Source organism: Capnocytophaga sp. HP1101, from assembly GCF_054772415.1.
Window position 1 is genome coordinate 1 of the sequence record NZ_BPUU01000021.1, and the last position, 19,983, is coordinate 19,983.

17 protein-coding genes are annotated in these 19,983 nt (G+C 39.7%); 5 read left to right on the top strand and 12 right to left on the bottom strand.

The features are described 5' to 3' along the window. Positions 1–48: 48 nt before the first annotated feature. Complete coding sequence (locus RCZ04_RS10970) at positions 49–633, bottom strand: porin family protein (RefSeq protein ID WP_460486082.1); 585 nt, start codon at positions 631–633, stop codon at positions 49–51. Positions 634–771: 138 nt separating this feature from the next. On the opposite strand from RCZ04_RS10970, the gene upp reads away from it, so the two are divergent. Continuing rightward, positions 772–1,425: a uracil phosphoribosyltransferase gene (gene upp / locus RCZ04_RS10975; protein ID WP_460486083.1), complete on the top strand. Its 654-nt coding sequence runs from the start codon at positions 772–774 to the stop codon at positions 1,423–1,425. Here upp and RCZ04_RS10980 read toward each other — a convergent pair. From RCZ04_RS10980 to RCZ04_RS11030, 11 genes are all read right to left on the bottom strand, one after another. Continuing rightward, positions 1,399–2,331 carry a hypothetical protein gene (locus RCZ04_RS10980; RefSeq protein ID WP_460486084.1) on the bottom strand — a complete coding sequence of 311 codons (933 nt, stop codon included), beginning with the start codon at positions 2,329–2,331 and terminating at the stop codon, positions 1,399–1,401. The two genes, upp and RCZ04_RS10980, sit on opposite strands and share 27 nt — an antisense overlap. Next, positions 2,331–2,807 (bottom strand): hypothetical protein, encoded by a 477-nt coding sequence (locus RCZ04_RS10985; protein WP_460486085.1) that lies wholly within the window; start codon positions 2,805–2,807, stop codon positions 2,331–2,333. Before RCZ04_RS10985 ends, RCZ04_RS10980 begins: the two co-directional genes overlap by 1 nt. A gap of 19 nt (positions 2,808–2,826) precedes the next feature. Then, on the bottom strand, positions 2,827–3,441 hold the full coding sequence (locus tag RCZ04_RS10990) for a porin family protein (RefSeq protein WP_009419506.1): 615 nt from the start codon (positions 3,439–3,441) through the stop codon (positions 2,827–2,829). Positions 3,442–3,480: 39 nt separating this feature from the next. After that, the gene (locus RCZ04_RS10995; protein WP_460486086.1) at positions 3,481–3,711 is read right to left on the bottom strand and encodes a ferredoxin; all 231 of its coding nucleotides are present in this window, start codon (positions 3,709–3,711) and stop codon (positions 3,481–3,483) included. Positions 3,712–3,741: 30 nt separating this feature from the next. Continuing rightward, the gene (locus tag RCZ04_RS11000; protein ID WP_460486087.1) at positions 3,742–4,995 is read right to left on the bottom strand and encodes a peptidase U32 family protein; all 1,254 of its coding nucleotides are present in this window, start codon (positions 4,993–4,995) and stop codon (positions 3,742–3,744) included. Between the two features lie 121 nt (positions 4,996–5,116). Further along, positions 5,117–6,982, bottom strand: coding sequence for an ABC-F family ATP-binding cassette domain-containing protein (gene abc-f, locus RCZ04_RS11005; protein WP_460486088.1), 1,866 nt, complete (start codon positions 6,980–6,982; stop codon positions 5,117–5,119). A 23-nt stretch (positions 6,983–7,005) separates the two neighbouring features. Beyond that, positions 7,006–8,316 (bottom strand): (Fe-S)-binding protein, encoded by a 1,311-nt coding sequence (locus tag RCZ04_RS11010; RefSeq protein WP_460486110.1) that lies wholly within the window; start codon positions 8,314–8,316, stop codon positions 7,006–7,008. An 8-nt stretch (positions 8,317–8,324) separates the two neighbouring features. After that, a complete protein-coding gene (locus RCZ04_RS11015) occupies positions 8,325–9,275 on the bottom strand; it encodes an MlaD family protein (RefSeq protein WP_460486089.1) in 951 nt (316 codons plus the stop codon). Positions 9,276–9,296: 21 nt separating this feature from the next. Beyond that, positions 9,297–10,415: an N-acetylmuramoyl-L-alanine amidase family protein gene (locus RCZ04_RS11020; RefSeq protein ID WP_460486090.1), complete on the bottom strand. Its 1,119-nt coding sequence runs from the start codon at positions 10,413–10,415 to the stop codon at positions 9,297–9,299. Between the two features lie 219 nt (positions 10,416–10,634). Continuing rightward, complete coding sequence (gpmA, locus tag RCZ04_RS11025; protein WP_460486091.1) at positions 10,635–11,381, bottom strand: 2,3-diphosphoglycerate-dependent phosphoglycerate mutase; 747 nt, start codon at positions 11,379–11,381, stop codon at positions 10,635–10,637. A gap of 17 nt (positions 11,382–11,398) precedes the next feature. Continuing rightward, the gene (locus tag RCZ04_RS11030; RefSeq protein ID WP_460486092.1) at positions 11,399–14,083 is read right to left on the bottom strand and encodes an AsmA family protein; all 2,685 of its coding nucleotides are present in this window, start codon (positions 14,081–14,083) and stop codon (positions 11,399–11,401) included. 1,048 nt (positions 14,084–15,131) lie between these two features. Between RCZ04_RS11030 and RCZ04_RS11035 the strand changes: the two genes are divergently transcribed. The 4 genes from RCZ04_RS11035 (at position 15,132) to RCZ04_RS11050 (ending at position 19,976) form a co-directional block, all read left to right on the top strand. After that, on the top strand, positions 15,132–17,588 hold the full coding sequence (locus RCZ04_RS11035) for an ATP-binding response regulator (RefSeq protein WP_460486093.1): 2,457 nt from the start codon (positions 15,132–15,134) through the stop codon (positions 17,586–17,588). A gap of 52 nt (positions 17,589–17,640) precedes the next feature. Then, a complete protein-coding gene (locus RCZ04_RS11040) occupies positions 17,641–18,513 on the top strand; it encodes a nucleoside phosphorylase (RefSeq protein ID WP_460486094.1) in 873 nt (290 codons plus the stop codon). 18 nt (positions 18,514–18,531) lie between these two features. Continuing rightward, positions 18,532–18,897 carry a Na(+)-translocating NADH-quinone reductase subunit F gene (locus RCZ04_RS11045; protein WP_460486095.1) on the top strand — a complete coding sequence of 122 codons (366 nt, stop codon included), beginning with the start codon at positions 18,532–18,534 and terminating at the stop codon, positions 18,895–18,897. A gap of 74 nt (positions 18,898–18,971) precedes the next feature. Continuing rightward, positions 18,972–19,976, top strand: coding sequence for a PLP-dependent cysteine synthase family protein (locus tag RCZ04_RS11050; RefSeq protein WP_460486096.1), 1,005 nt, complete (start codon positions 18,972–18,974; stop codon positions 19,974–19,976). The last annotated feature ends 7 nt before the right edge of the window (positions 19,977–19,983 follow it).

A 19,983-nucleotide genomic window follows, 5' to 3' on the forward strand; every position in this document is an offset into this window, starting at 1 on the left:
TTATAAATCACTTAAACCCTATTTCTAATTAACTAATATTCTTATTTTTTAGAAACGTACGCCCACTCCCAATTGTATTTGCTGGGTAGTTGCTTTTTCTTTAAGGGCACTACTGATATCAGAAAAACCCCATACGTAACGACCATAAGCAAAGAGAGGACCTAAGTTCACTTCGGCTCCAGCCAATAATGAGAAATCGGTGTCTTTAAAGAGTTTTTTACCGTTTTTCCAAGTACTTTGGTCACGATTGGCAAGGAAGCTAAATTGAGGTCCTGCGTGTAATGAAATCAATCCGTTAGGGTTGTATTTCAAGAGTACTGGTACGCTCACGTAGTTCAGTGTTTTCTTTTTATCGAACTTATCGTCCCATACTGATTGATAACTATTTCGGAGCTCTGTATTGGTTTGACTAAAGAGTACTTCACCCTGTAGCCCCCAGCTATCATTGAAATCAAAATCGACGAAACCTCCTAATTGATAGCCTAATTTGAACTCTTTGTCATAGGCTACACCGTCTACTTTACCTAAGTTAGCCCCTGCTTTTGCACCTAAGTGGAACTCCTGAGCATAGGTAGCGGTGGTGAGTAGCATTATCGCAATAAAAGCTGTTAATTTAGTGATTTTGTTTTTCATACGCTTAATTATTGTTTAATGATTTGTTATAGATAGACCAAATAGCGTGCCAAAAAGGAATTTAGCTAATTAGCAAATTTGGAAATTAGCAAATTATATACTACCTTTGTGGCGTGAAAATATAAAGTTAACAGACTAATGATCATACATCATTTAGGCGAAGAGCCTTCTGTATTAAACCGATTTATCGCTGAATTACGCGATGTAAATATTCAAGCAGACCGTATGCGATTCCGTAAAAATTTGGAACGCATAGGTGAGGTATTGTGTTACGAAATGAGTAAGTTTCTACACTATAAAACAGAGGTAGTTACTACACCTTTGGGTGAAAAGAAGGTACAACTTCCTAAAGACGAGATTGTGATTTGCTCTATTTTGCGAGCAGGGTTGGCATTGCATCAAGGCTTGATGAACTACTTTGACAATGCGGATAATGCGTTTATTTCGGCTTATCGCAAACACACTTCGGAGACTGATTTTGATATAATGGTGGAATATTTAGCTTCACCGTCTTTAGAAGGTAAAATTCTCTTCTTAGCAGACCCAATGCTGGCTACAGGGCGTTCGTTTGCGAATGTATTTAACGCACTAAAACCTTTAGGAACACCTAAAGAGATACATTTGTTTGCTGTTATAGGAGCACAGCAGGGGATAGAATATTTGGAAGATAAATTTCCAGAAAGCACACACTTGTGGATTGCTACCATAGATGCTCATCTTAACAACCACGGCTATATAGTACCAGGGTTAGGAGATGCGGGGGATTTAGCTTTTGGTAATAAAATGGAGTAGAAGTACTATTGCGGGCACAGATAAGAGAGACCATAGAACGGTTTCTTTTAGCCACCACACGCGTATTTTCTCTACATAAAGAGCAAAAAGAATGGCAATAGGTGCAAAGGTGTATATCACTTCTTTGGAAAGGAATACTACTATGAGTCCTATCCAGAGGAATTGTATTACTACTAATGAGCTAATACTGTGATAAACACTTCTGAAATAGTATACAGCTAATGATATTAAAAGCAGGAAGCCTAAACTACACAAGGCTACGGTAGAAGGTATGGAATAGGGCGGAAATTTCAGAAGATTATTTACATCTGAAGTGATGAGATTTATAAAATCATCAATAGGGAAGGGCTCTTGAAGTACTAATAGAATTGCAGCTGTTAGAATGCTAATAATAATGATAGCCAAAAGAGGTATGAACCAATAACGGCGTTTTTCAGCTCCGTAGAAGAGTAGAGAAATCCATACATTTAGCAGAAATACTAAAGCCCAAGGGTGCAATAAGCCTGCACAGATGATTAGTAGGGAAGTATCGAATAGTTTTTGTGGAATACCTTCACCTGTTTTAAGAGTAAGCACACGCCACAAGGCTACAATGATGAGTAGGTTAGCCCCTACTAATTTCACTTCATCGAAAAGAGTAGGGAAGAGGACTACAAAAATACTAAAGAAGGCTATAGAGTAGCAGTTTTTAGTGTCAGTAAGTTCATTCCACCGGTCTATTTGATGAAGCAGTAATAATGATAAGAAGAGTAATACAAAAGTACTTACCAAAATAGTGAGGTGAGTCACGTCACTGAGAGGTATTTGTAGTATTTTAAATTGATATAGCCCATCACCTATCAATAGTGCTAATAGCACAATGATAAAGGTGATGGGCTTAGTATTTTCAAAACGTACAGATAGCATTAGTTACTAATAGTTAAAATATTACCAGCTACTGAAACATTATAATTCAGTAAAGGATAAGGTTTAGCAATTTGCCCAATAACAATAGGGGAGCCTGTTCTCAAATCATAAACAGTTCCACCGCAAGAACATTTAGCAAAAGTATAACTATGACCAGTTTCCTCATAACTATTTTCATCTTCTACAGCTCTTATACCAAACAGGCGACTGTGGCACTCTTGTAAATTATGATTAGGGCAAGCGGCTTCCCAAGCGTAATAAGAACTCCCGTTATAAGTAACAAAAAAGCCTTTAATACCTCCATAGGGTACAAATACAGTGCTCATAGGTGTTTTCAAGCTATTATAAAGAGGTAGGTTTAAATTGATAGCATAGGAAAAATGTACTTCTCCTAAGTTAGGATTACGAGTTCGTCTTTCTTTTTCACAAGAAAGCACCCCTATTATAACCATTGTATATACCACTATTCTCTTCATCTTATAAGCTTGGTATGAGCTAAAATTGATACCCTACCCCCATTGAAAGAGTTCTATTTTTAAAGTCATAGGAGTTAGCAATGCCAGTACTTATTAGGCTTGCCTCATCTCCTTCAAAGATATTAGTGAGTCCTTGTACCCAACGTATTTCAAAGAACCACCCAGCATCAGTGGTGTAACCTATCCCTGCAGTCATAGCCACATCTATAATATCTATAGCATCTGATTTTACACGAGTTACGGGTTCTGTACCATTGAAGTAGAAATTAGGCTGGTCAACGCGATACTCTATCTGAGGACCTACGTGTAGATTAATGCCTTTCCCTACATTGAATCGTGCCATTACAGGAGCTGAAAGATAGTCGAGTGCTAAAGTAGCATTCCCGTATCTATCAGATTTGATTTGTGCTCCACGACGATTGTAAATTCCTTCTATCTGTAAAGAGAACAATTTAGAGAGAGGAAACTCTAAAGTAACCCCAGCATAATAACCGTGATAAGGCTTAAAGCTTGCCTCACTGCTTACATCACCTTTTAAGGTAGCATAATTGTACCCTGCTTTCACCCCTATATATTGTGCTTTTACGTTGTAAAAAGCAAACAAACATATGGCTAATAATACTATTTTTCTCATTGTTTATTATTTTTAGATGTTAGTCGTCTGTTGTTAATATTATAATTTTTTGGTGGTGATAATCTTTACAGGACAGGCTTTTTGTGCTTTCTCGCAATCCTCAAAAATACTATCGTCATAACTTTTTAAGGTAAAGAAGCCTTTCTTCTCAGTAGAACGCAATAATACACTCTTGCCATCTTTTTTCGACATTTGGAACTGCTCAGGAGCCATTTCTACGCAATAGTTACAGCCTATGCACTTCTCCCTTTGTAATGTTACAATTACCATATTAAACTACTAATTTGCTAAACTGCTAACCTACTGATTGATATTTGTTTTTACAATCTTATACAATTTATCCGACAATCGCACTCTGAAATCAGTCTTGATAGTACAAGAGTCACCTTTTTTAGCGCGTTGAGCAGGTACATCGTTTACCATCATTGAGGTGAGCTCTATTTCTTGTACACCTGTTGAAGGTCCTGTAATAAGTAACTTGTCGCCTATCTTTATGTCAAAGGCTTCAATAGCAAATTCAGCTATGCCTGTTTTAGGGAAATAGTGTTTGCCTTGCCCTATATACACTTTCTTCTGGGTAGCATTAGAGCCAGGGTTTTCACTCCACTCACCGAGCTTTTGTCCTAAGTAATATCCACCCCAGAAACCGCGATTGTATACTGTTTTTAAGGCTTCTATCCAGCCTTCAAACTTGTCTTTGCTATAAGTGCCCGCATAATAAGCATCAATAGCCTCGCGATAGGTACGAATAACAGTAGCCACATACTCAGGAGCACGACCACGCCCTTCAATCTTTAACACCTTAGCCCCTGTATCAATTACTTGGTCGAGGAAGTCAATAGTGCAAAGGTCTTTAGGTGACATCATATACTCGTTGTCTAATTCTATTTCAAAACCACTCTCTTGGTCAATTACAGTGTATTTCTTGCGACAGTTTTGCTTGCAAGCGCCGCGATTGGCTGACGAGTTGTGCGAGTGTAAACTCAGGTAGCACTTGCCAGATACTGCCATACAAAGCGCTCCGTGTCCAAATATCTCTATTTCCACCAAGTTACCCGATGGTCCTTTGATTTGCTCTTTTTCTATCTGCTCACAAATCTTCTTGATTTGTCGTAGACTGAGTTCCCTACTCATCACCATTGTATCAGCAAACATAGCATAAAAGCGTACGGTTTCTATATTGGTGATATTGATTTGCGTAGAGATATGCACCTCCATTCCTATTTGCCGAGCATAGGCTATCACTGCCTGATCCATAGCTATCACCGCTGTAAGACCTGCTTTTTTAGCAGCGTCTAATAGTGTTTTGATGATAGAGAGGTCGTGGTCATAAATAATAGTATTAAGGGTGAGATAGGTGCGAATACCTTTAGGAGCACAACGTTGAGCAATCTCTTCAAGGTCATCAATCGTAAAGTTGATACTTGCTCTTGCACGCATATTCAGCTGGTCTACCCCAAAGTATACTGAGTCGGCACCATTATCTATCGCTGCTTGTAGCGACTCAAAATTACCCGCAGGTGCCATTAATTCAATTTTTCCTGAATGAGTCATTATATAGTGAGTGAGGGGGCAAAGATACGAAAATAAAGTAGAATTTAAAAATTGTATTGCATAAAATTAAGTAAACACTAAGAAAACACTTAAAATTTCACCTCTTTCTTAAAAGAAAATATTAGTTTTCTTCTAACTTCTCCGTTAGTTCAAACCAGCGCTCAGTCTTCTCCTCTATAGCTGTGAGTGTTTCTTGTAAGGCTACCGACTGCTCTTGTATTTCATCACTGCTGAGCGTTCCTTCAGCAAAAGAAGCTTCAATACTTCTTTTTTTCTCTTCTAATTGAGCTATCTCCTTCTCCAAGCGGTTGTATTCCTTCTGTTCGTTGAACGATAATCCTTTAATACCGTCCTTGCGCCAAGTGTTCTTAGTAGCTTCTTTTTTAGGAGTCTCGTCTGCTGGTGGTGTACTCTCTTCGTACACGCGATAGTCGGTGTAGTTACCAGGAAAATCCTCCACTTCGCCATTACCTTTGAATACAAAAAGGTGGTCTACTATCTTGTCCATAAAATAGCGGTCGTGCGATACTACCACCAAGCAACCTGGGTAATCTAACAAAAACTCTTCCAATACGTTTAGGGTAACGATATCGAGGTCGTTCGTAGGCTCATCCAAAATCAAAAAGTTCGGGTTTTGAATAAGTACGGTACATAGGTATAAGCGCTTCAGTTCGCCTCCGCTGAGCTTTTCCACATAATCGTATTGCTTTTTTCGGTCGAATAAGAAGCGCTCTAACAGCTGACCAGCCGAGAGGGTGCGCCCTTTGAGCAAAGGAATGTAATCACCGTATTTCTGAATCACCTCAATCACCTTTTGCCCTTGTTGTACTTCAATCCCATCTTGGGTATAGTAGCCGAACTTAATCGTGTCGCCCACTACTATTTTACCACTGTCAGGGGCAAGGGTTCCCGTAAGCAAATTGAGAAAAGTAGACTTACCTGTACCGTTCTTACCTATAATTCCCACGCGTTCTCCTCGCAAGAAATTATAGTTGAACTTATTGAGTACACACAGCTTATCAAAACTCTTACTGACGTTGTGAAACTCTACTGTCTTACTGCCCAAGCGCTCCATATTGATTTCAAGCTGTACTGAGTGGTCTTTCCTGCGCTTATAGGCAGCTTCCTTTATTTTGTAAAAGTCGTCGATGCGTGATTTTGATTTGGTAGTGCGTGCTTTAGGCTGGCGACGCATCCAGTCGAGTTCCTTCACATAAAGGTTTTTAGCTTTCTCTACAGAAGCCTGTTCTTGTGCTAATCGCTGTTCTTTCTTTTCTAAGAAATAAGAGTAATTGCCTTTATAACTGAAGAGTTCCCCGTTGTCCAATTCCAATATCTCATTGCATACGCGTTCCAAGAAATAGCGGTCGTGTGTAACGATGAAGAGCGTGAGGTTCTCTTTGGCAAAGTACTGTTCCAACCACTCAATCATCTCCAAGTCAAGATGGTTAGTGGGCTCGTCCAATATCAGTAAATCAGGTTTGCTAATAAGCACATTAGCCAGAGCTAAACGCTTCTTCTGTCCACCTGATAAGCTCTTTACTTTCAGTTGAAGGTTGTCTAATTTCAGCCGGAAGAGTATTTGCTTGTATTGTGTTTCGAAGTCCCAAGCGTTATGTTGTTCCATCTGTTCAAACGCTTTTTGGTAAGCTGCTTCGTTTTCAGGGTGCTGTAAAGCGTGTTCGTATTCCTGAATCAAACGCAAAATAGGATTATCAGTAGCAAATATAGTCTCTTCTACAGTAAGGTCTTCGTTGAACTGAGGGTTTTGTGAAAGAAAACCTATGTGAATGCCTTTGCGGAATACCACTTGTCCGCTATCAGGCTGGTCTTTCCCTGCAATAATATTCAGTAAAGTGGTCTTTCCCGTACCATTTTTAGCGATAAAAGCTATCTTTTGGTCTTTATTAATGCCAAATGAGATGTTTTCAAGGATTACGCGCTCACCAAAGGCTTTGCTGATATTTTCTACTGATAGTAAGTTCATTTAACTTAGATAGTAAATTAAAATTAATTTGTGATGCCTCTATCTGCTTGGCTATACGCCCAGGGTGCTCCATTATTCTCTATGTTGGTCATCATCACATTGAGTTCCGTAGGAGCAGCCGATTGTTCCATTACCAAATATTGCCTCATATCCATAATAATTGATAGCGGACTGATGCTCACGGGGCATACTTCTACACAAGCGTTACAAGTGGTACAAGCCCATAGTTCTTCAGGAGTGATATAGTCGCCTAAAAGTTGTTTGCCGTCAGGCTCAAAACTACCGTGTTTATCGATATTGCGTCCTACCTCTTCCAATCGGTCACGCGTTTTCATTACAATCGCACGAGGAGAAAGTTTTTTACCTGTGAGGTTCGCCGGACATTCATCGGTACAGCGCCCACATTCAGTACAGGTATAAGCGTTCATCAGTTGTACCCACGTAAGGTCGGTTACGTCCGAAGCACCAAACTTATCTGGCGGAGTAGTCTCTTGTGGCGTTGTAAAGGGGTCGGCATTAGGGTCTAACATTAGTTTCACCTCTCGTGTTACCACGGGGTTTACCTTTGATGCTCCTAACGGACGCACAGAGGCGTAGTAAGTATTAGGGAAAGCTAACAATATATGCAGATGCTTAGAATAGTACAAATAGTTTAAAAAGCATAGTACCCCAATAATGTGTAACCACCAGCAACTGCGTTCTATGGCGATGAGCGTGCTTACCGAAGCGTTTTGTAGCAGTGGTTCTAACCATTGGCTCACTGGGAAACTTCCTGCTTGCACATAGTGAGGCACGTGTAGCACTTGTAGGCGAGCGTCGGCAGCGTTCATCAGTAGGAAAAGTGTCATCATCACCATTTCGGCATAAAGGATATTGCTTGCGTCTCGTTTCGCCCACCCTCTGATTTCTGCCTTCCGAAAGCGCGGTAGTTTCAGTATATTTCTCCTTATCCAAAATACACTTACTGCTACAATCACTAAGAGTGCTAACACCTCAAAAGAGGCTATTAAGAAGTTGTAGAACTTTCCTAACGGAGCAAATACACGGTGGGTTCCTATAATACCATCGGTAATAATCTCCAAAAGTTCGATATTGATAATCAAGAACCCTGCATATACAATGATGTGTAACACCCCCACTATAGGGCGAACAAGCATTTTCTGTTGTCCTAAAGCAAGGCGCAACATATTCTTGAGTCGTTCCTTCCGGTGTCCAGATGTATCTTCCGGTTTCCCTAAACGAATATTCCTAATGATTTTGCGTAGGTTATAAATAAAAAAGCCCCCTCCTATACAGAGAAGTATTATAAATACTATGTTAGGAAGGAAGCTCATCAATACGGTTATTCTCCTTTTTCTTCGTCTTGAGGCTCGTATACTTTAGCTTTTTTACCGAAAACAGAGAAATGAAGATAGCGTTTAGGATTCAAACGAAGGTCTTGTAAAAGCAATTCAAGCTGTTTAGCTGATTTGTCTAAATCTCTGTAAAGAGCCTCGTCTTTTAGCAATTTGCCAATAGTACCTTTGCCTCCTTCTACATCAGCTAAAAGCGTGTTGAGGTTGTTAAGTGTAGTTTGTGCATTAGCAATTACCTTGTTCAGTTCAGCTTCCGAAAGTTGTCCTGATACTTTTGATAGGTCGGTAGTGATTTTGTTAGCATTGCTGAGGGTAGCATTCAAATTAGCTTGATTGGCTACCAACATCTTGTTAAGGGTTACTGATGCCTGATTGAGGTTGCGCATCGTCGCACTGAGTTCGGCAATAGCAATTTTTAAATCGTTGGTCGTTTTAGCATCCAAAATGCTGTTTACTCCTGTAAGAGTAGTATCGGCTTGCCCTAAAAGGTGGTTCAACTTGTCTTGTGTAGGCTTAATTGACGAAGAGATAGAGGCAAGCATATCTTCTTGTACACGTGCTTCCAATACATCTCCCGATACGGCTATAGGTGCATCGTCAAAGGCGGGAATGATTTGCAGTCCTGCGCCTCCAAGCAAGCTGTTGTACAGTTCCGCTACGCTGTTTTTAGAGAACTTAAAATCGTCCGAACACTCCATCGTGATTTTTATCTTGGCACTTTTCTCCTCTAAGTCCACCGATTCTACACTCCCTACTTTCACCCCGTTCACGGTGATTTGTGTACCTGTTTTCAGTCCCCCCGAATGTGGAAAATAAGCGTAATAAGTATTCGTTTTGTTAAATAACGATTTAGACTTCAAAAAATTGAAGCCAATATAAAAAGCGGCAATACCCGCTACAACTATAATAGCTGTTTTTATTTCTCTGGATAGTTTCATCAGTTTCTATTTCAATAAGTTTTACTTTTCTAATTGTTTAGCCCTTTCCACCTTGATGCGCTTCTTTTGGTAGAATGCTACGATGTAGGCATCTTTATAGCCTTTTTTTTTTGCTTTATTCAATAGCTCAAGGGCTTCTCTGTGCTTTGAAGTATCTCCGTAGTAATACACATATACGCGCCCGTCTTTTTCAGCCGATATAGGTGAGAGCCCTTTGAAGTTAAAAGCCTTTGTTTCCAATAGCTTAGGGCTTGATGATATCTGTATCTTGTAACTCAATTCACTGTTGTTTACACGGCTACTAACCGTATTTTGTTCCCTATTACTCTTTCCCCTCGCTTCAGAAATACTGTCATCAGGAGCTGTGTAAGAACTCTTCTCCTCTATCCATTTCTTGTAAGCTAAGATAGCCTCAGCAATGTTTTCAGCAAATTCTTCTTGTCCTTTAGCCGAAGTCAAGAATTTGCGTTCCTCATTATTGGTAAGGAAAGCCGTTTCTATCAAGATACTGGGCATATAGGTTTGGTGTAAAACAATAAAACCTGCTTGGCGTACGCCTCGGTTAGTGCGTTTCATTACTCCAGTAAGCCGGTTTTGTACTAATTTAGCTAACTGTATGCTCTGTTCCAAGAACTCTTCTTGCATAATCGAAAGTCCTATTACCGATTCAGGCGAATTGATATTATACTTCGCGTATTTCTTTTTGTAATCGTCTTCTAAGTAGATTACCGAGTTTTCGGCTTTCGCTACTTCAAAGTTCTGCTGATTGGCGTGTAACCCTAATACGTACGTTTCCGCACCGTCCACTTGTGTTTCGTGAGCATTGCAGTGCACTGAAACAAATACATCGGCTTTATTCCTGTTGGCAATAGCTCCCCGCTCATAAAGGTCTATCAACACATCGGTTTTGCGTGTGTAAATCACCTTTATGTCTGGGTATGCCTCTAATTTTTTGCCTACTAATAATACTATTTTCAGCACTACATCTTTCTCAAAGATGTTTTTTTGTACTACTTTACCTGGGTCTTTCCCCCCGTGCCCTGCGTCTAAAACTACTTTAAATACAGGATTCTTCTGTCCATAAAACAGACTAAAAGCACTACTGCATAGCGAAAAAAGAAGTATGTATATGTATTTCATCAATAGGTATTCTGCTTAAAATTGGTGCAAAGGTAATGATTTTACTCAAATATACAAAAACCACAACATTAAAGTTTTATTTTTGAAGTTTCTCCTAAGTCCCCAAAATCCCTTTATATTCACTGAAAAACACTGCGGTGTATAAGATGCTCTCAAATGTATAAAGGAGGTTATTCATTGTAAATAACCTCCTTCATTTATGAATATATCAAGCAAATTTTATTTTGATTTACCTTGGTTAGCTACGCTGTTGATAGCAGCAGCAATCGCTTCTTGGTCACCTAAATAATAGTGTTTGATAGGCTTCAAATTAGCATCAAGCTCGTAAACCAAAGGTACCCCAGTAGGGATATTGAGTTTCAAGATTTCCTCCTCTGAAAGCCCGTCAAGGTATTGTACCAACGAACGTAAGCTGTTACCGTGAGCGGCGATAATTACGCTCTTGCCTGCTTTAATGTCTGGTGCAATCTCGTTAAACCAAATAGGTAACATACGGTCATAGCAGTCTTTCAAACTCTCGCCCGCTGTTTTTTCCTCTTTAGTAAGCGCAGCGTAACGACGGTCGTGTGATGGGTGACGTTCGTCCGATTCCTCAATAAATGGTGGACGTACATCGTAAGAGCGTCTCCACAAAAGCACTTGGTCTTCACCGTATTTAGCAGCGGTTTCAGCCTTGTTTAAGCCTTGTAATGCTCCGTAGCTCTTTTCGTTAAGTCTCCAGCTTTTGTGAGTAGGTACCCAAAGGTCGCCCATCGCCTCCAAAGCGTTGTTCAAGGTTTTAATAGCTCTTTTGAGCACTGAAGTGTAGGCAACATCAAATTTAAAGCCTTCTTCTTTCATTACACGTCCTGCTTCGCGTGCTTCTTGTACACCTTGCTCGGTTAAATCTACATCTTGCCACCCTGTGAATAGGTTGAGCTTGTTCCATTCACTTTGTCCGTGGCGTAAAAGTACTACTTTATACATATATAATTCAATTAATTTTATTTTTGTTCTTCCCCTTCTTTTTTACCTAAGCCTTTAAGGAAATTGCCTATTTGTTTCTTTGCTTCTTTTTTAGCCTCCTCTTTCGCTTTTTCCTTCACTTTGGTCACGGTGCTGTCTTTGTTCTTCATCAGTCCACCAACAGTTTTGGTTACTTCGCCCGCTGTGCCCGAACTGGTTTTGCCTCCTAAGGCTTGTTGTAGGGCATCAGTACCTTTAGCTGTAAGACTGTTGATTTGGTTTTTCGCTATTTGGGTAGCCAAATCCTTTACTACCGTTTTGGCATCAGTGCTCACTTGTGGTTTTTTGAAAGTACCTCCTACAGTTGCTACTACAGGTAAGTTGCTAATCTTTTTCTGATCCTGAGGAGTCAGCTTTGCTAATAGCCCTTCTGCTTCTTTGCCTAACATTTGTGGGGGCACATTAAAGGTAAGCTTGTAATTCATCTGTTGGTCAAAACCGTGAGAACCTGCTACCTCTATGGCTACATCTTTATACTTGATAGTGAAAGGTTTAATTTTCACTTTGCCGTCTTCAAAATCAACCGCTGCTTTCACATCTTTAAGGTTCAGATTAGCCAAATTCAAACCTATAAACTGGCTGTCTAAAGCCGAGAGTAGGGGAGAGCCGTGACTGTCAATCTTAGAGTCGATAAGCGCAGCAAACAAGTCGCCCGAGATACTGTTAATTTCAGGTGTCAAATCGTTTTTCAAAGTTCCTTTTACGTTGATAACCGTGTTTACTTTTCCTTGTACAGCTTTTGCAATAGGCGCTATTTTTTCAAGCATAGTAATTTGCGTAAAAGCCTCTGATATATTAAGTCGGTTCAGGTTCAAGTCTACGTCAAAGGTAGGTGTTTTTTCTTTGGTTGATACATCTCCCGCAAGCGCTATATTACCTCCAAAGATATCCGATTTTAAATTCTGTAAAGTTACTTTTTGGTCTTTTATAATCAGTTTGCCCGATACATTGCTCAATTTCAAATTGTCGTATAACACAGTATTTGCTTTAGCCGTAAGCGAGCAGTCCAAGAAAGCAGGTACTTTTATAGCAGCTTCTTGTGTAGGTGCTTTCCCTGTTTTAGGAGCCTCTTTAGTCTCTTGTTTTGCAGAAGCAGATGGCTGGCTGGCAGGTTGCATAAAATCGTTCACAACCAACTTGTTAGACGATAGATTAAAGTTCCCTTTCAGGATTTCCTTTCTGAAAGCAAAGCCATATAAATTGTCTATTGTTCCTGTAAGGTGCAAGTCGCTATCGCCTGTACGAGCATCAAATTTTGAAAGCCCGATGTGCGAAGGACTAAAGGCTACGTTCAAATTATCAATATGAAAAGGTTTTACAAACTCCTCACCAGCATATACAAACTGAGAAAGCGAAAGGCTTCCTTGCGCTTTGATATTTTGGTATTTCTTAGCCTCTACCGATTTCATATCCAATTGGGTCGTCACATCGGCACGCAATATCCCTGCTAACTTCTTGTCTAACGAAATAGGGTACGCTTGCGATAGGTTTGCCAAGTTGATAGTCCCTTTTACAGCCATATCCACAAATGGGTTCACTACCACGTTGCTCACATTGGCACGAGCCGAAAAATGGTCTTGGTCAATACTCATTGTAAACTTGTTGAGGTTCACTTTAGTATCGTTCGTAATACCAGTCGCGTTGTTCACCTTTAGGTCAATAGTAATATCGCGCACCGTTTTAGGAAGATCAGGATATTTAAACGAAGCGTTATCGGCATACATTTCAAGTCCGAAAGTAGGGATTTTATCACCTACCATATCTCCTTTAGCAAAACCTTTAAGGGTCAGATTTCCCGTAGTCTTTACGTTTTCTATACTTTTAGAATACTCTTCAGGAATTAGTGCTAAGAAGTTCTGGAATGAATTGGTAGGCGTACTAAAAGTGAGGTCGTAGTGTTGCCCTTCGTCCAATAACTGAATAAAGCCATCAAATACCAAATCAAGCCGATTTACCGTAGCCTTATTTTGTTTAAAGGTGTACTTTTGGTTTTTCAGATCAATACCTAAAATAGCTTGCAAGGTGATGGGCACTTGCTTCATAAAAGTACTTTTGCCCATTGCAAACGTTACATTGGCTTTGGTTTGAGTGTCCAAGTCTAACACTTCCTCAGCAAAGTTCCCCTTCCCACTATGCTGAATGTCCGCTACTTCCATAAAGAGGTCGCCATCGTCCATTTTGAAAGTGAATTTCAAATTTTCTACATTGTATTGCTGAATATCCAGCTTGATAGGGGCAGACTCTTCTTCAGGCTTATCCGATGGAATTGCAATATCATAGTTGCCATCGCCTTCTTTATTCAGGTGGATATACACCGAAGCGTCTTTCACATTAGCTCCCAATAAGTTGTAGTTGCCCGCTAACAAATCTTTGATACTGAGGGTTACGTCTATATGTTTAGCTGCAAAAAGCGTATCACCTGCGAAAGGCTCTTTGTTCACCAAAACAAAATCGTTCAGCGTAACGCGTGCCTTAGGGAAGTTCTTAAACAAACTGATATCTACATCTTGCAATCCAATGTTCGCTTTTAGGTTCTCGTTTGCCATTTCAATCACCTTTTCCTTAATAGTATCTTTAAAGAAAAACGGAATAGCAATCATTGCAATAATGAGGATTAACAAACTAATACCTCCCCATTTCAATATTTTTTTAGCTATTTTCATAGTGTTTTATGATTATATTTTCTGACGGCAAAGATACGAAATAATTAACAATTAGCAATGAATTGTCGAATAATTATTTTATTTCTTGTTTTTATAGTCTATCAGAATTGCTTTGCAAATTTGCCTCTTACGCTTCGCCAAAGTTTCAAACTTTGTCAAAGTTCTTCACACTGATAATCAGTTGTTTATTCTGTATGTGTAAGATTAAATGCTAATTTGTTTTTGAAAAATAAGTCCATTTATTTGCAATTTATTTTTGTTTAACTATAACTCCAGTTTACCGCCATTGATTCTTCATCTTTTGTTTATTATCTGCCTGTCGTGCTACGACCTCACACCGTCATTTGTTCGTCTCTTCCTTATCTACTCGCCTGTCGTGCTACGACCTCGCACCGTCCTTTGTTCGTCCTTTCCTCGTCTTTGCTTCGCTACACTCCCCCCTTTGGAGGGGGATAGGGGGAGGTTACTTTCGTCATTCCTTCGTCATTCCTTCGTCTTTTGTTCGTCTTTTGTTCGTCTTTTGTTCGTTCTTCCTTCGTCTTTTGTTCGTCTTTTGTTCGTCTTTTGTTCGTCTTTTATCTATCTGCCCGTGCGGCTCGCACCGTTTTTTGTTCGTTCATCCTTCGTCTTTGCGTCGCTACACTCCCCCTTTGAAGGGGGGTAGGGGGGATGTTTTTATTATTTTTTATCCATAACTTGTTTGTTCAAACTTTATCTGCTCGCCTGTCGTGCTACGACTGCCCGTGTGGCTCGCACCGTCTTTTGTTCGTTCATCCTTCGTCTTTGCTTCGCTACACTCCCCCTTTGAAGGTAGTCCGCGAGAGCGGAGTATGTGAATAGGGGGGATGTTTTTATTATTTTTTATCCATAACTTGTTTATTCAAACTTTATCTGCTCGCCTGTCGTGCTAAGACTGCTTGTGTGGCTCGCCCCTTTTTATCTTTTACCTCTTAAAAGTATAGATTTTTTCCATTATAGTTGTACATTTAAAAAAAAGTCGTACTTTTGTCGGTTAATAAATGTCTTTTTACGCACTAAAATACTCAAAATGAAGTCAAACAAAGTAACTCTGAAAGTTATTGTAAGCTATGTATTACTCATCTGCGTGTCTATTGTCGCAGGATATGTAGTGTATATGGAAATACAAAAACTCTCACATCAAGAAGAAATTAACCAGCAAGATAGAAATAAAATTATCCAAATTAGCAAGATACTCACTCTGATGAACGATACTGAAAGTGCAGGAAGGGTAGCTATACGCACCGATGATAAAGAAGCACTTCAAGTTTTCTTAGAGAAAAATGCTACTGTACAAAATGAAGTGCTCAAGTTTCGCCGTGATATTACTTCTGAAAGACAACTTTTAACTCTCGATACCATCAGCTCTTTGCTAAATCTTAAAAGTGAAAACTTGCAAGAATTAAAAGCTTTTCAAGAAAGCGATAGTACTTCCATCATTATCCGAAGTGCTATTAGTAAGCTCTCCAGTTTAGAACCCTATTTAGGTTATGAAGTCTATAATAAATCCTATTCCCGACGTAGAAATAAAGAATATACCCCTGTTCCTGCTACCGATATCGCTTCTATCTTAAAGAAATATAAGAATATCAAGATTCCAAAAACCTTTAAAAACACGAAGTTCGATAAGGTAGTAATGGAAACCCTTACCCTGCTCAATAAGGTAAATGAAGATACGCAAGAGTCTAAAAGCCAAATTAATGAGCGAATGCAAAACCTTTGGCAGAACGATGTACGCTTATCGCAAAAGCTTGATGATTTATTACATAATTTTGAAGAAGAAGTACTAGCTAATTCTCAAAAACTCAGTCAAGAGCGCCGAGCCATTTTTGAAAATAGTAAGAACCTATTGATGCTTGCCTTTTTGGTAGCTTTGGGTATTATTGCCATTTCTTCTATCGTGATTATCAATGATTTTGTCACCTCTCAACGTTACCGTCGCAAACTCGAAACAGCTAACCGAAAAACGTATAACCTGCTCAAAAATCGCGAGCAACTCATTTCTATGGTAAGCCACGATTTGCGCACGCCACTCAGTTCTATTGTCGGATATTCTGAGCTCCTTAGCAAACAGAAAATTTCCGATAAAGGTAAGAACTATCTTTCACACATCAAGTATTCGTCAGAATATATTTCTAAATTAGTAGATGAACTATTAGATTATACTCGTATCGAGGCAGGAAAAATATCTGTTGAAAAAGTTCCTTTCAATACCGCTGAAATTATTGATGAGGTAGCCAATAATGTGAAATCAGCCTATAAAACTAAGGAAATAAACCTCACCTTCACATTCTCCGAAACGGTAAACAATCTCAACTTTTCAAGTGATGCCTATCGCGTGAAACAGATATTGTATAACCTCATCTCTAATGCCTTTAAATTTACTGAACGCGGTAATGTGCACATACAAGCCGATGCACGTCCGTTAAGCAACGATGTATATGAAATAGGTATTGCTGTTACCGATACAGGTATTGGTATCAAAAAAGAACAGCAAGAACATATCTTCGATGAGTTTACTCAAGCCAATGATGAGATTTCTAAACGCTATGGAGGTTCTGGCTTAGGCTTGCACATCTCTCAAAAATTAGCGCATCTGCTCAGAGGTAAGATATATTTAGAGAGTAATGAAGGTAAGGGTAGTACCTTTACTTTGCGCTTCTTAGCCGAAAAAGTAGTAGAGCGTACTAAAGCTCCTCAAATTATTACCTCAAACAAGCCCGCCAATAAAATTACAATTATAGTAATTGATGACGATTTCTCTATCCTTAGTCTTATCGAAGAACTCTTGAGACAGAAGAATATTAACGCTATTACATTTAATAATGGTAAAGATGCATTTACCCAAATGACTAACTTTAATTTCGATTTGGTCATCACTGATATACAATTGCCCGAAATGAATGGCTTCCACTTTGTAACGCTCTTTAACGAACAGTATAAGAACAATCCACTTCCGGTATTAGCTATTACCGGTAGGCGTGATGTGCCCGAAAGTTTCTATACTAAGAGTGGTTTCTCAGGTATCTTGCCTAAACCATTCACCCCTGAGCAGTTCTATGAAAAGCTAAAAATCTTTTTCCCTAAACTCGATACTAAAGTAGAACAAAAAACAATTATTTTAACTGATAATGCAACCACAGGAGGATACACTCCTGAGGTATTAGAAAACTTTATGGGAGATGATATAGAAGGAATTGTTAATATCTATCAACACTTTTTAGCCGAAACTGATACCAACTTAGAAAACCTAAAAATCTATGCCGATAATAAGGATTACAAAGGTATTAAAGCAATAGCTCACAAAATGACAAGTATGTTTGCACAAATAAATGCCAAACGAGAATCTGAAATACTTATTTATTTAAATAAAGTAACTGATGAAAGCAATTTAGATTTACATTCGCAAATTCATAAGTTAGAACAATTGTTTAATAATGAGTGTAAACCAGTCATCCAAAGCTATTTGAACAAAATAATACAATAAATTAAGTGATACAGTAAGTAATAATATATTAGAATTAAAAAACCACCATACTATGATCAAAGAATCTGAACTTATCTTAAATCCCGATGGTAGTATTTACCACATCAACCTTTTACCTGAACAAGTTGCCGATACCATCATTTTGGTAGGCGACCCTAACCGCGTACCTCGCGTGAGTGCTTATTTTGACACTATAGAGTTCACTACCCAAAAACGCGAATTCTGCACCCATACAGGTACTTACAAAGGTAAACGCCTCACTGTAATTTCTACAGGTATTGGCCCTGACAACATCGATATCGTGATCAACGAACTCGATGCACTTGCCAATATTGATTTGCATACACGCCAGCCTAAAGCACAACTCACCTCACTCAATATCGTGCGCTTTGGCACCTCAGGATCTTTGCAAGCTGATATTCCTGTAGATAGCTTTGTGCTCTCCTCTCACGGATTGGGTATGGACAATATGTTCCACTCCTATAAAGATAGCCCTAAGGTGCGCGAAATCGCTATGGAAGATGCCTTTATAGCCCACACCAATTGGAATCTGCTCAAAGGTCGCCCGTATATCATTGCTTGCGGTCAAGAGCTCAAAAAACGCCTCCTTACCGATCGTGTGTTTGAGGGAATTACGGGTACAGCTCCTGGCTTCTACGGTCCTCAAGGTCGCGTGTTGCGCTTGCCCGTGCAAGACCCCGATCTCAACGACAAGCTCCACAGCTTCAATCACAATGGCCACCGTATGACGAACCTCGAAATGGAAACTTCAGCCATTTATGGGCTTTCAAAACTTTTAGGACATCAAGCTGTTTCTCTCAATGCGATCATTGCCAATCGCCCTACAGGTACTTTTACAAAAGATACTAAAAAAGTAGTGGAAGATTTGATAGTATATGGCTTGGAACAATTAGCAAAGTCGTAGCACGATAAGCAAAAACTAATGACACCTCTCTCAGGACAAGAACTCCATAACTTAGCAATGAACATTGTAGGTGAAGCCTTGCAAAAGGAACTACAATGGGAATTCCTATTGGTGAATAGCCAGCTCAAGCGTGACCCTCAGTTTGTGTGCGTTGATAAAAACAATAACAAGTACTTTGTCATCGTGCGAGCAGTGCCTTATGGCGACGACCCTACCCAGTACGATATCGTATTTATGGAAGTAGTGCGCAAACACGCTGAAGCTCACAACGCTCGTACTTTTTACGCAGGCGTAGGCCTCTCCAACGCAACTGATGAGAGCCTTCCCCTATACAAAGATGAACCCTACAAACTCAACTTTCAAGGGCTCATTGAAATTGATTGAAATTTGCTAATTAACAAATTTGCTAATTAGCAAATTATTTGTACCTTTGCCACTCAAAATAAAGCAAACAACCAATGAAAATAGACGAATCATTGAACGTACATAGCAGTCTACTCGAACTCATAGGCAATACTCCTCTGTTGGAATTGCACAAAATTACCAAAGGCCTTAAAGGTCGTTATTTTGCTAAACTCGAAGCTTTTAACGCAGGCCATTCGGCTAAAGATAGAGTCGCTAAATACATCGTTGAAGATGCTGAACGCAAAGGGCTACTCAAACCTGGTAGCACCATTGTGGAAACCAGTTCAGGCAATACGGGCTACAGCTTAGCGATGATTAGCGCGCTCCGTGGCTATCGTTGTATCATTGCCATTAGCGATAAATCTTCACACGACAAGGTGGAAATGCTCCAAGCTTTGGGTGCAGAAGTGCATTTGTGCCCTTCCAATGTCGCCCCCGATGACCCTCGCTCTTACTACGAAGTAGCCAAACGCATCCACAGCGAAATCCCCGATTCTGTTTACATCAATCAGTATTTTAATCCATTGAACCCCGAGGCACACTATCTTTCTACAGGTCGTGAGATTTGGGAACAAACCCAAGGTGAAATCACTCACGTAGTAGTGTGTAGCGGTACTGGCGGTACCATTTCGGGCATTGCGCGTTACCTCAAAGAACAAAATCCTAAAGTACAAGTACTTGGCGTAGATGCTTTTGGATCGGCTATCAAGAAATACCACGATACTCGTACCTTTGACCCTGCCGAAGTATATCCGTACAAAATAGAAGGTATGGGCAAAAATCTCATCCCTACGGCTACTGATTTTGACGTGATTGACGAATTCATCAAAGTAACCGACAAAGACGCAGCACTCACCGCTCGCGAAATGGCGCGTACTGAAGGCCTATTTATGGGCTATACCAGCGGGGCAGCAATGCAAGCGGTTAAACAGTATGCTGAGTTAGGCCGTTTTGATGAGAACAGCATCGTAATAGCGCTCCTCGCCGACCACGGTTCTCGCTATATGAACAAAATCTACAGCGATGACTGGATGAAAAAACAAGGTTTTATCAATTAACAAAATA

Excerpts from the sequence above, each read along its gene's own strand:
- RCZ04_RS11045 (WP_460486095.1), top strand. The coding sequence starts at position 18,532 with ATGACACCTCTCTCAGGACAAGAACTCCATAACTTAGCAATGAACATT.
- RCZ04_RS10970 (WP_460486082.1), bottom strand. The coding sequence starts at position 633 with ATGAAAAACAAAATCACTAAATTAACAGCTTTTATTGCGATAATGCTA.
- RCZ04_RS10995 (WP_460486086.1), bottom strand. The coding sequence starts at position 3,711 with ATGGTAATTGTAACATTACAAAGGGAGAAGTGCATAGGCTGTAACTAT.
- RCZ04_RS11035 (WP_460486093.1), top strand. The coding sequence starts at position 15,132 with ATGAAGTCAAACAAAGTAACTCTGAAAGTTATTGTAAGCTATGTATTA.
- RCZ04_RS11010 (WP_460486110.1), bottom strand. The coding sequence starts at position 8,316 with ATGAGCTTCCTTCCTAACATAGTATTTATAATACTTCTCTGTATAGGA.
- RCZ04_RS10980 (WP_460486084.1), bottom strand. The coding sequence starts at position 2,331 with ATGCTATCTGTACGTTTTGAAAATACTAAGCCCATCACCTTTATCATT.
- RCZ04_RS10985 (WP_460486085.1), bottom strand. The coding sequence starts at position 2,807 with ATGAAGAGAATAGTGGTATATACAATGGTTATAATAGGGGTGCTTTCT.
- RCZ04_RS11020 (WP_460486090.1), bottom strand. The coding sequence starts at position 10,415 with ATGAAATACATATACATACTTCTTTTTTCGCTATGCAGTAGTGCTTTT.
- RCZ04_RS11015 (WP_460486089.1), bottom strand. The coding sequence starts at position 9,275 with ATGAAACTATCCAGAGAAATAAAAACAGCTATTATAGTTGTAGCGGGT.
- RCZ04_RS11040 (WP_460486094.1), top strand. The coding sequence starts at position 17,641 with ATGATCAAAGAATCTGAACTTATCTTAAATCCCGATGGTAGTATTTAC.
- abc-f (WP_460486088.1), bottom strand. The coding sequence starts at position 6,982 with ATGAACTTACTATCAGTAGAAAATATCAGCAAAGCCTTTGGTGAGCGC.
- gpmA (WP_460486091.1), bottom strand. The coding sequence starts at position 11,381 with ATGTATAAAGTAGTACTTTTACGCCACGGACAAAGTGAATGGAACAAG.
- RCZ04_RS11000 (WP_460486087.1), bottom strand. The coding sequence starts at position 4,995 with ATGACTCATTCAGGAAAAATTGAATTAATGGCACCTGCGGGTAATTTT.
- RCZ04_RS11030 (WP_460486092.1), bottom strand. The coding sequence starts at position 14,083 with ATGAAAATAGCTAAAAAAATATTGAAATGGGGAGGTATTAGTTTGTTA.
- RCZ04_RS10990 (WP_009419506.1), bottom strand. The coding sequence starts at position 3,441 with ATGAGAAAAATAGTATTATTAGCCATATGTTTGTTTGCTTTTTACAAC.
- RCZ04_RS11050 (WP_460486096.1), top strand. The coding sequence starts at position 18,972 with ATGAAAATAGACGAATCATTGAACGTACATAGCAGTCTACTCGAACTC.
- upp (WP_460486083.1), top strand. The coding sequence starts at position 772 with ATGATCATACATCATTTAGGCGAAGAGCCTTCTGTATTAAACCGATTT.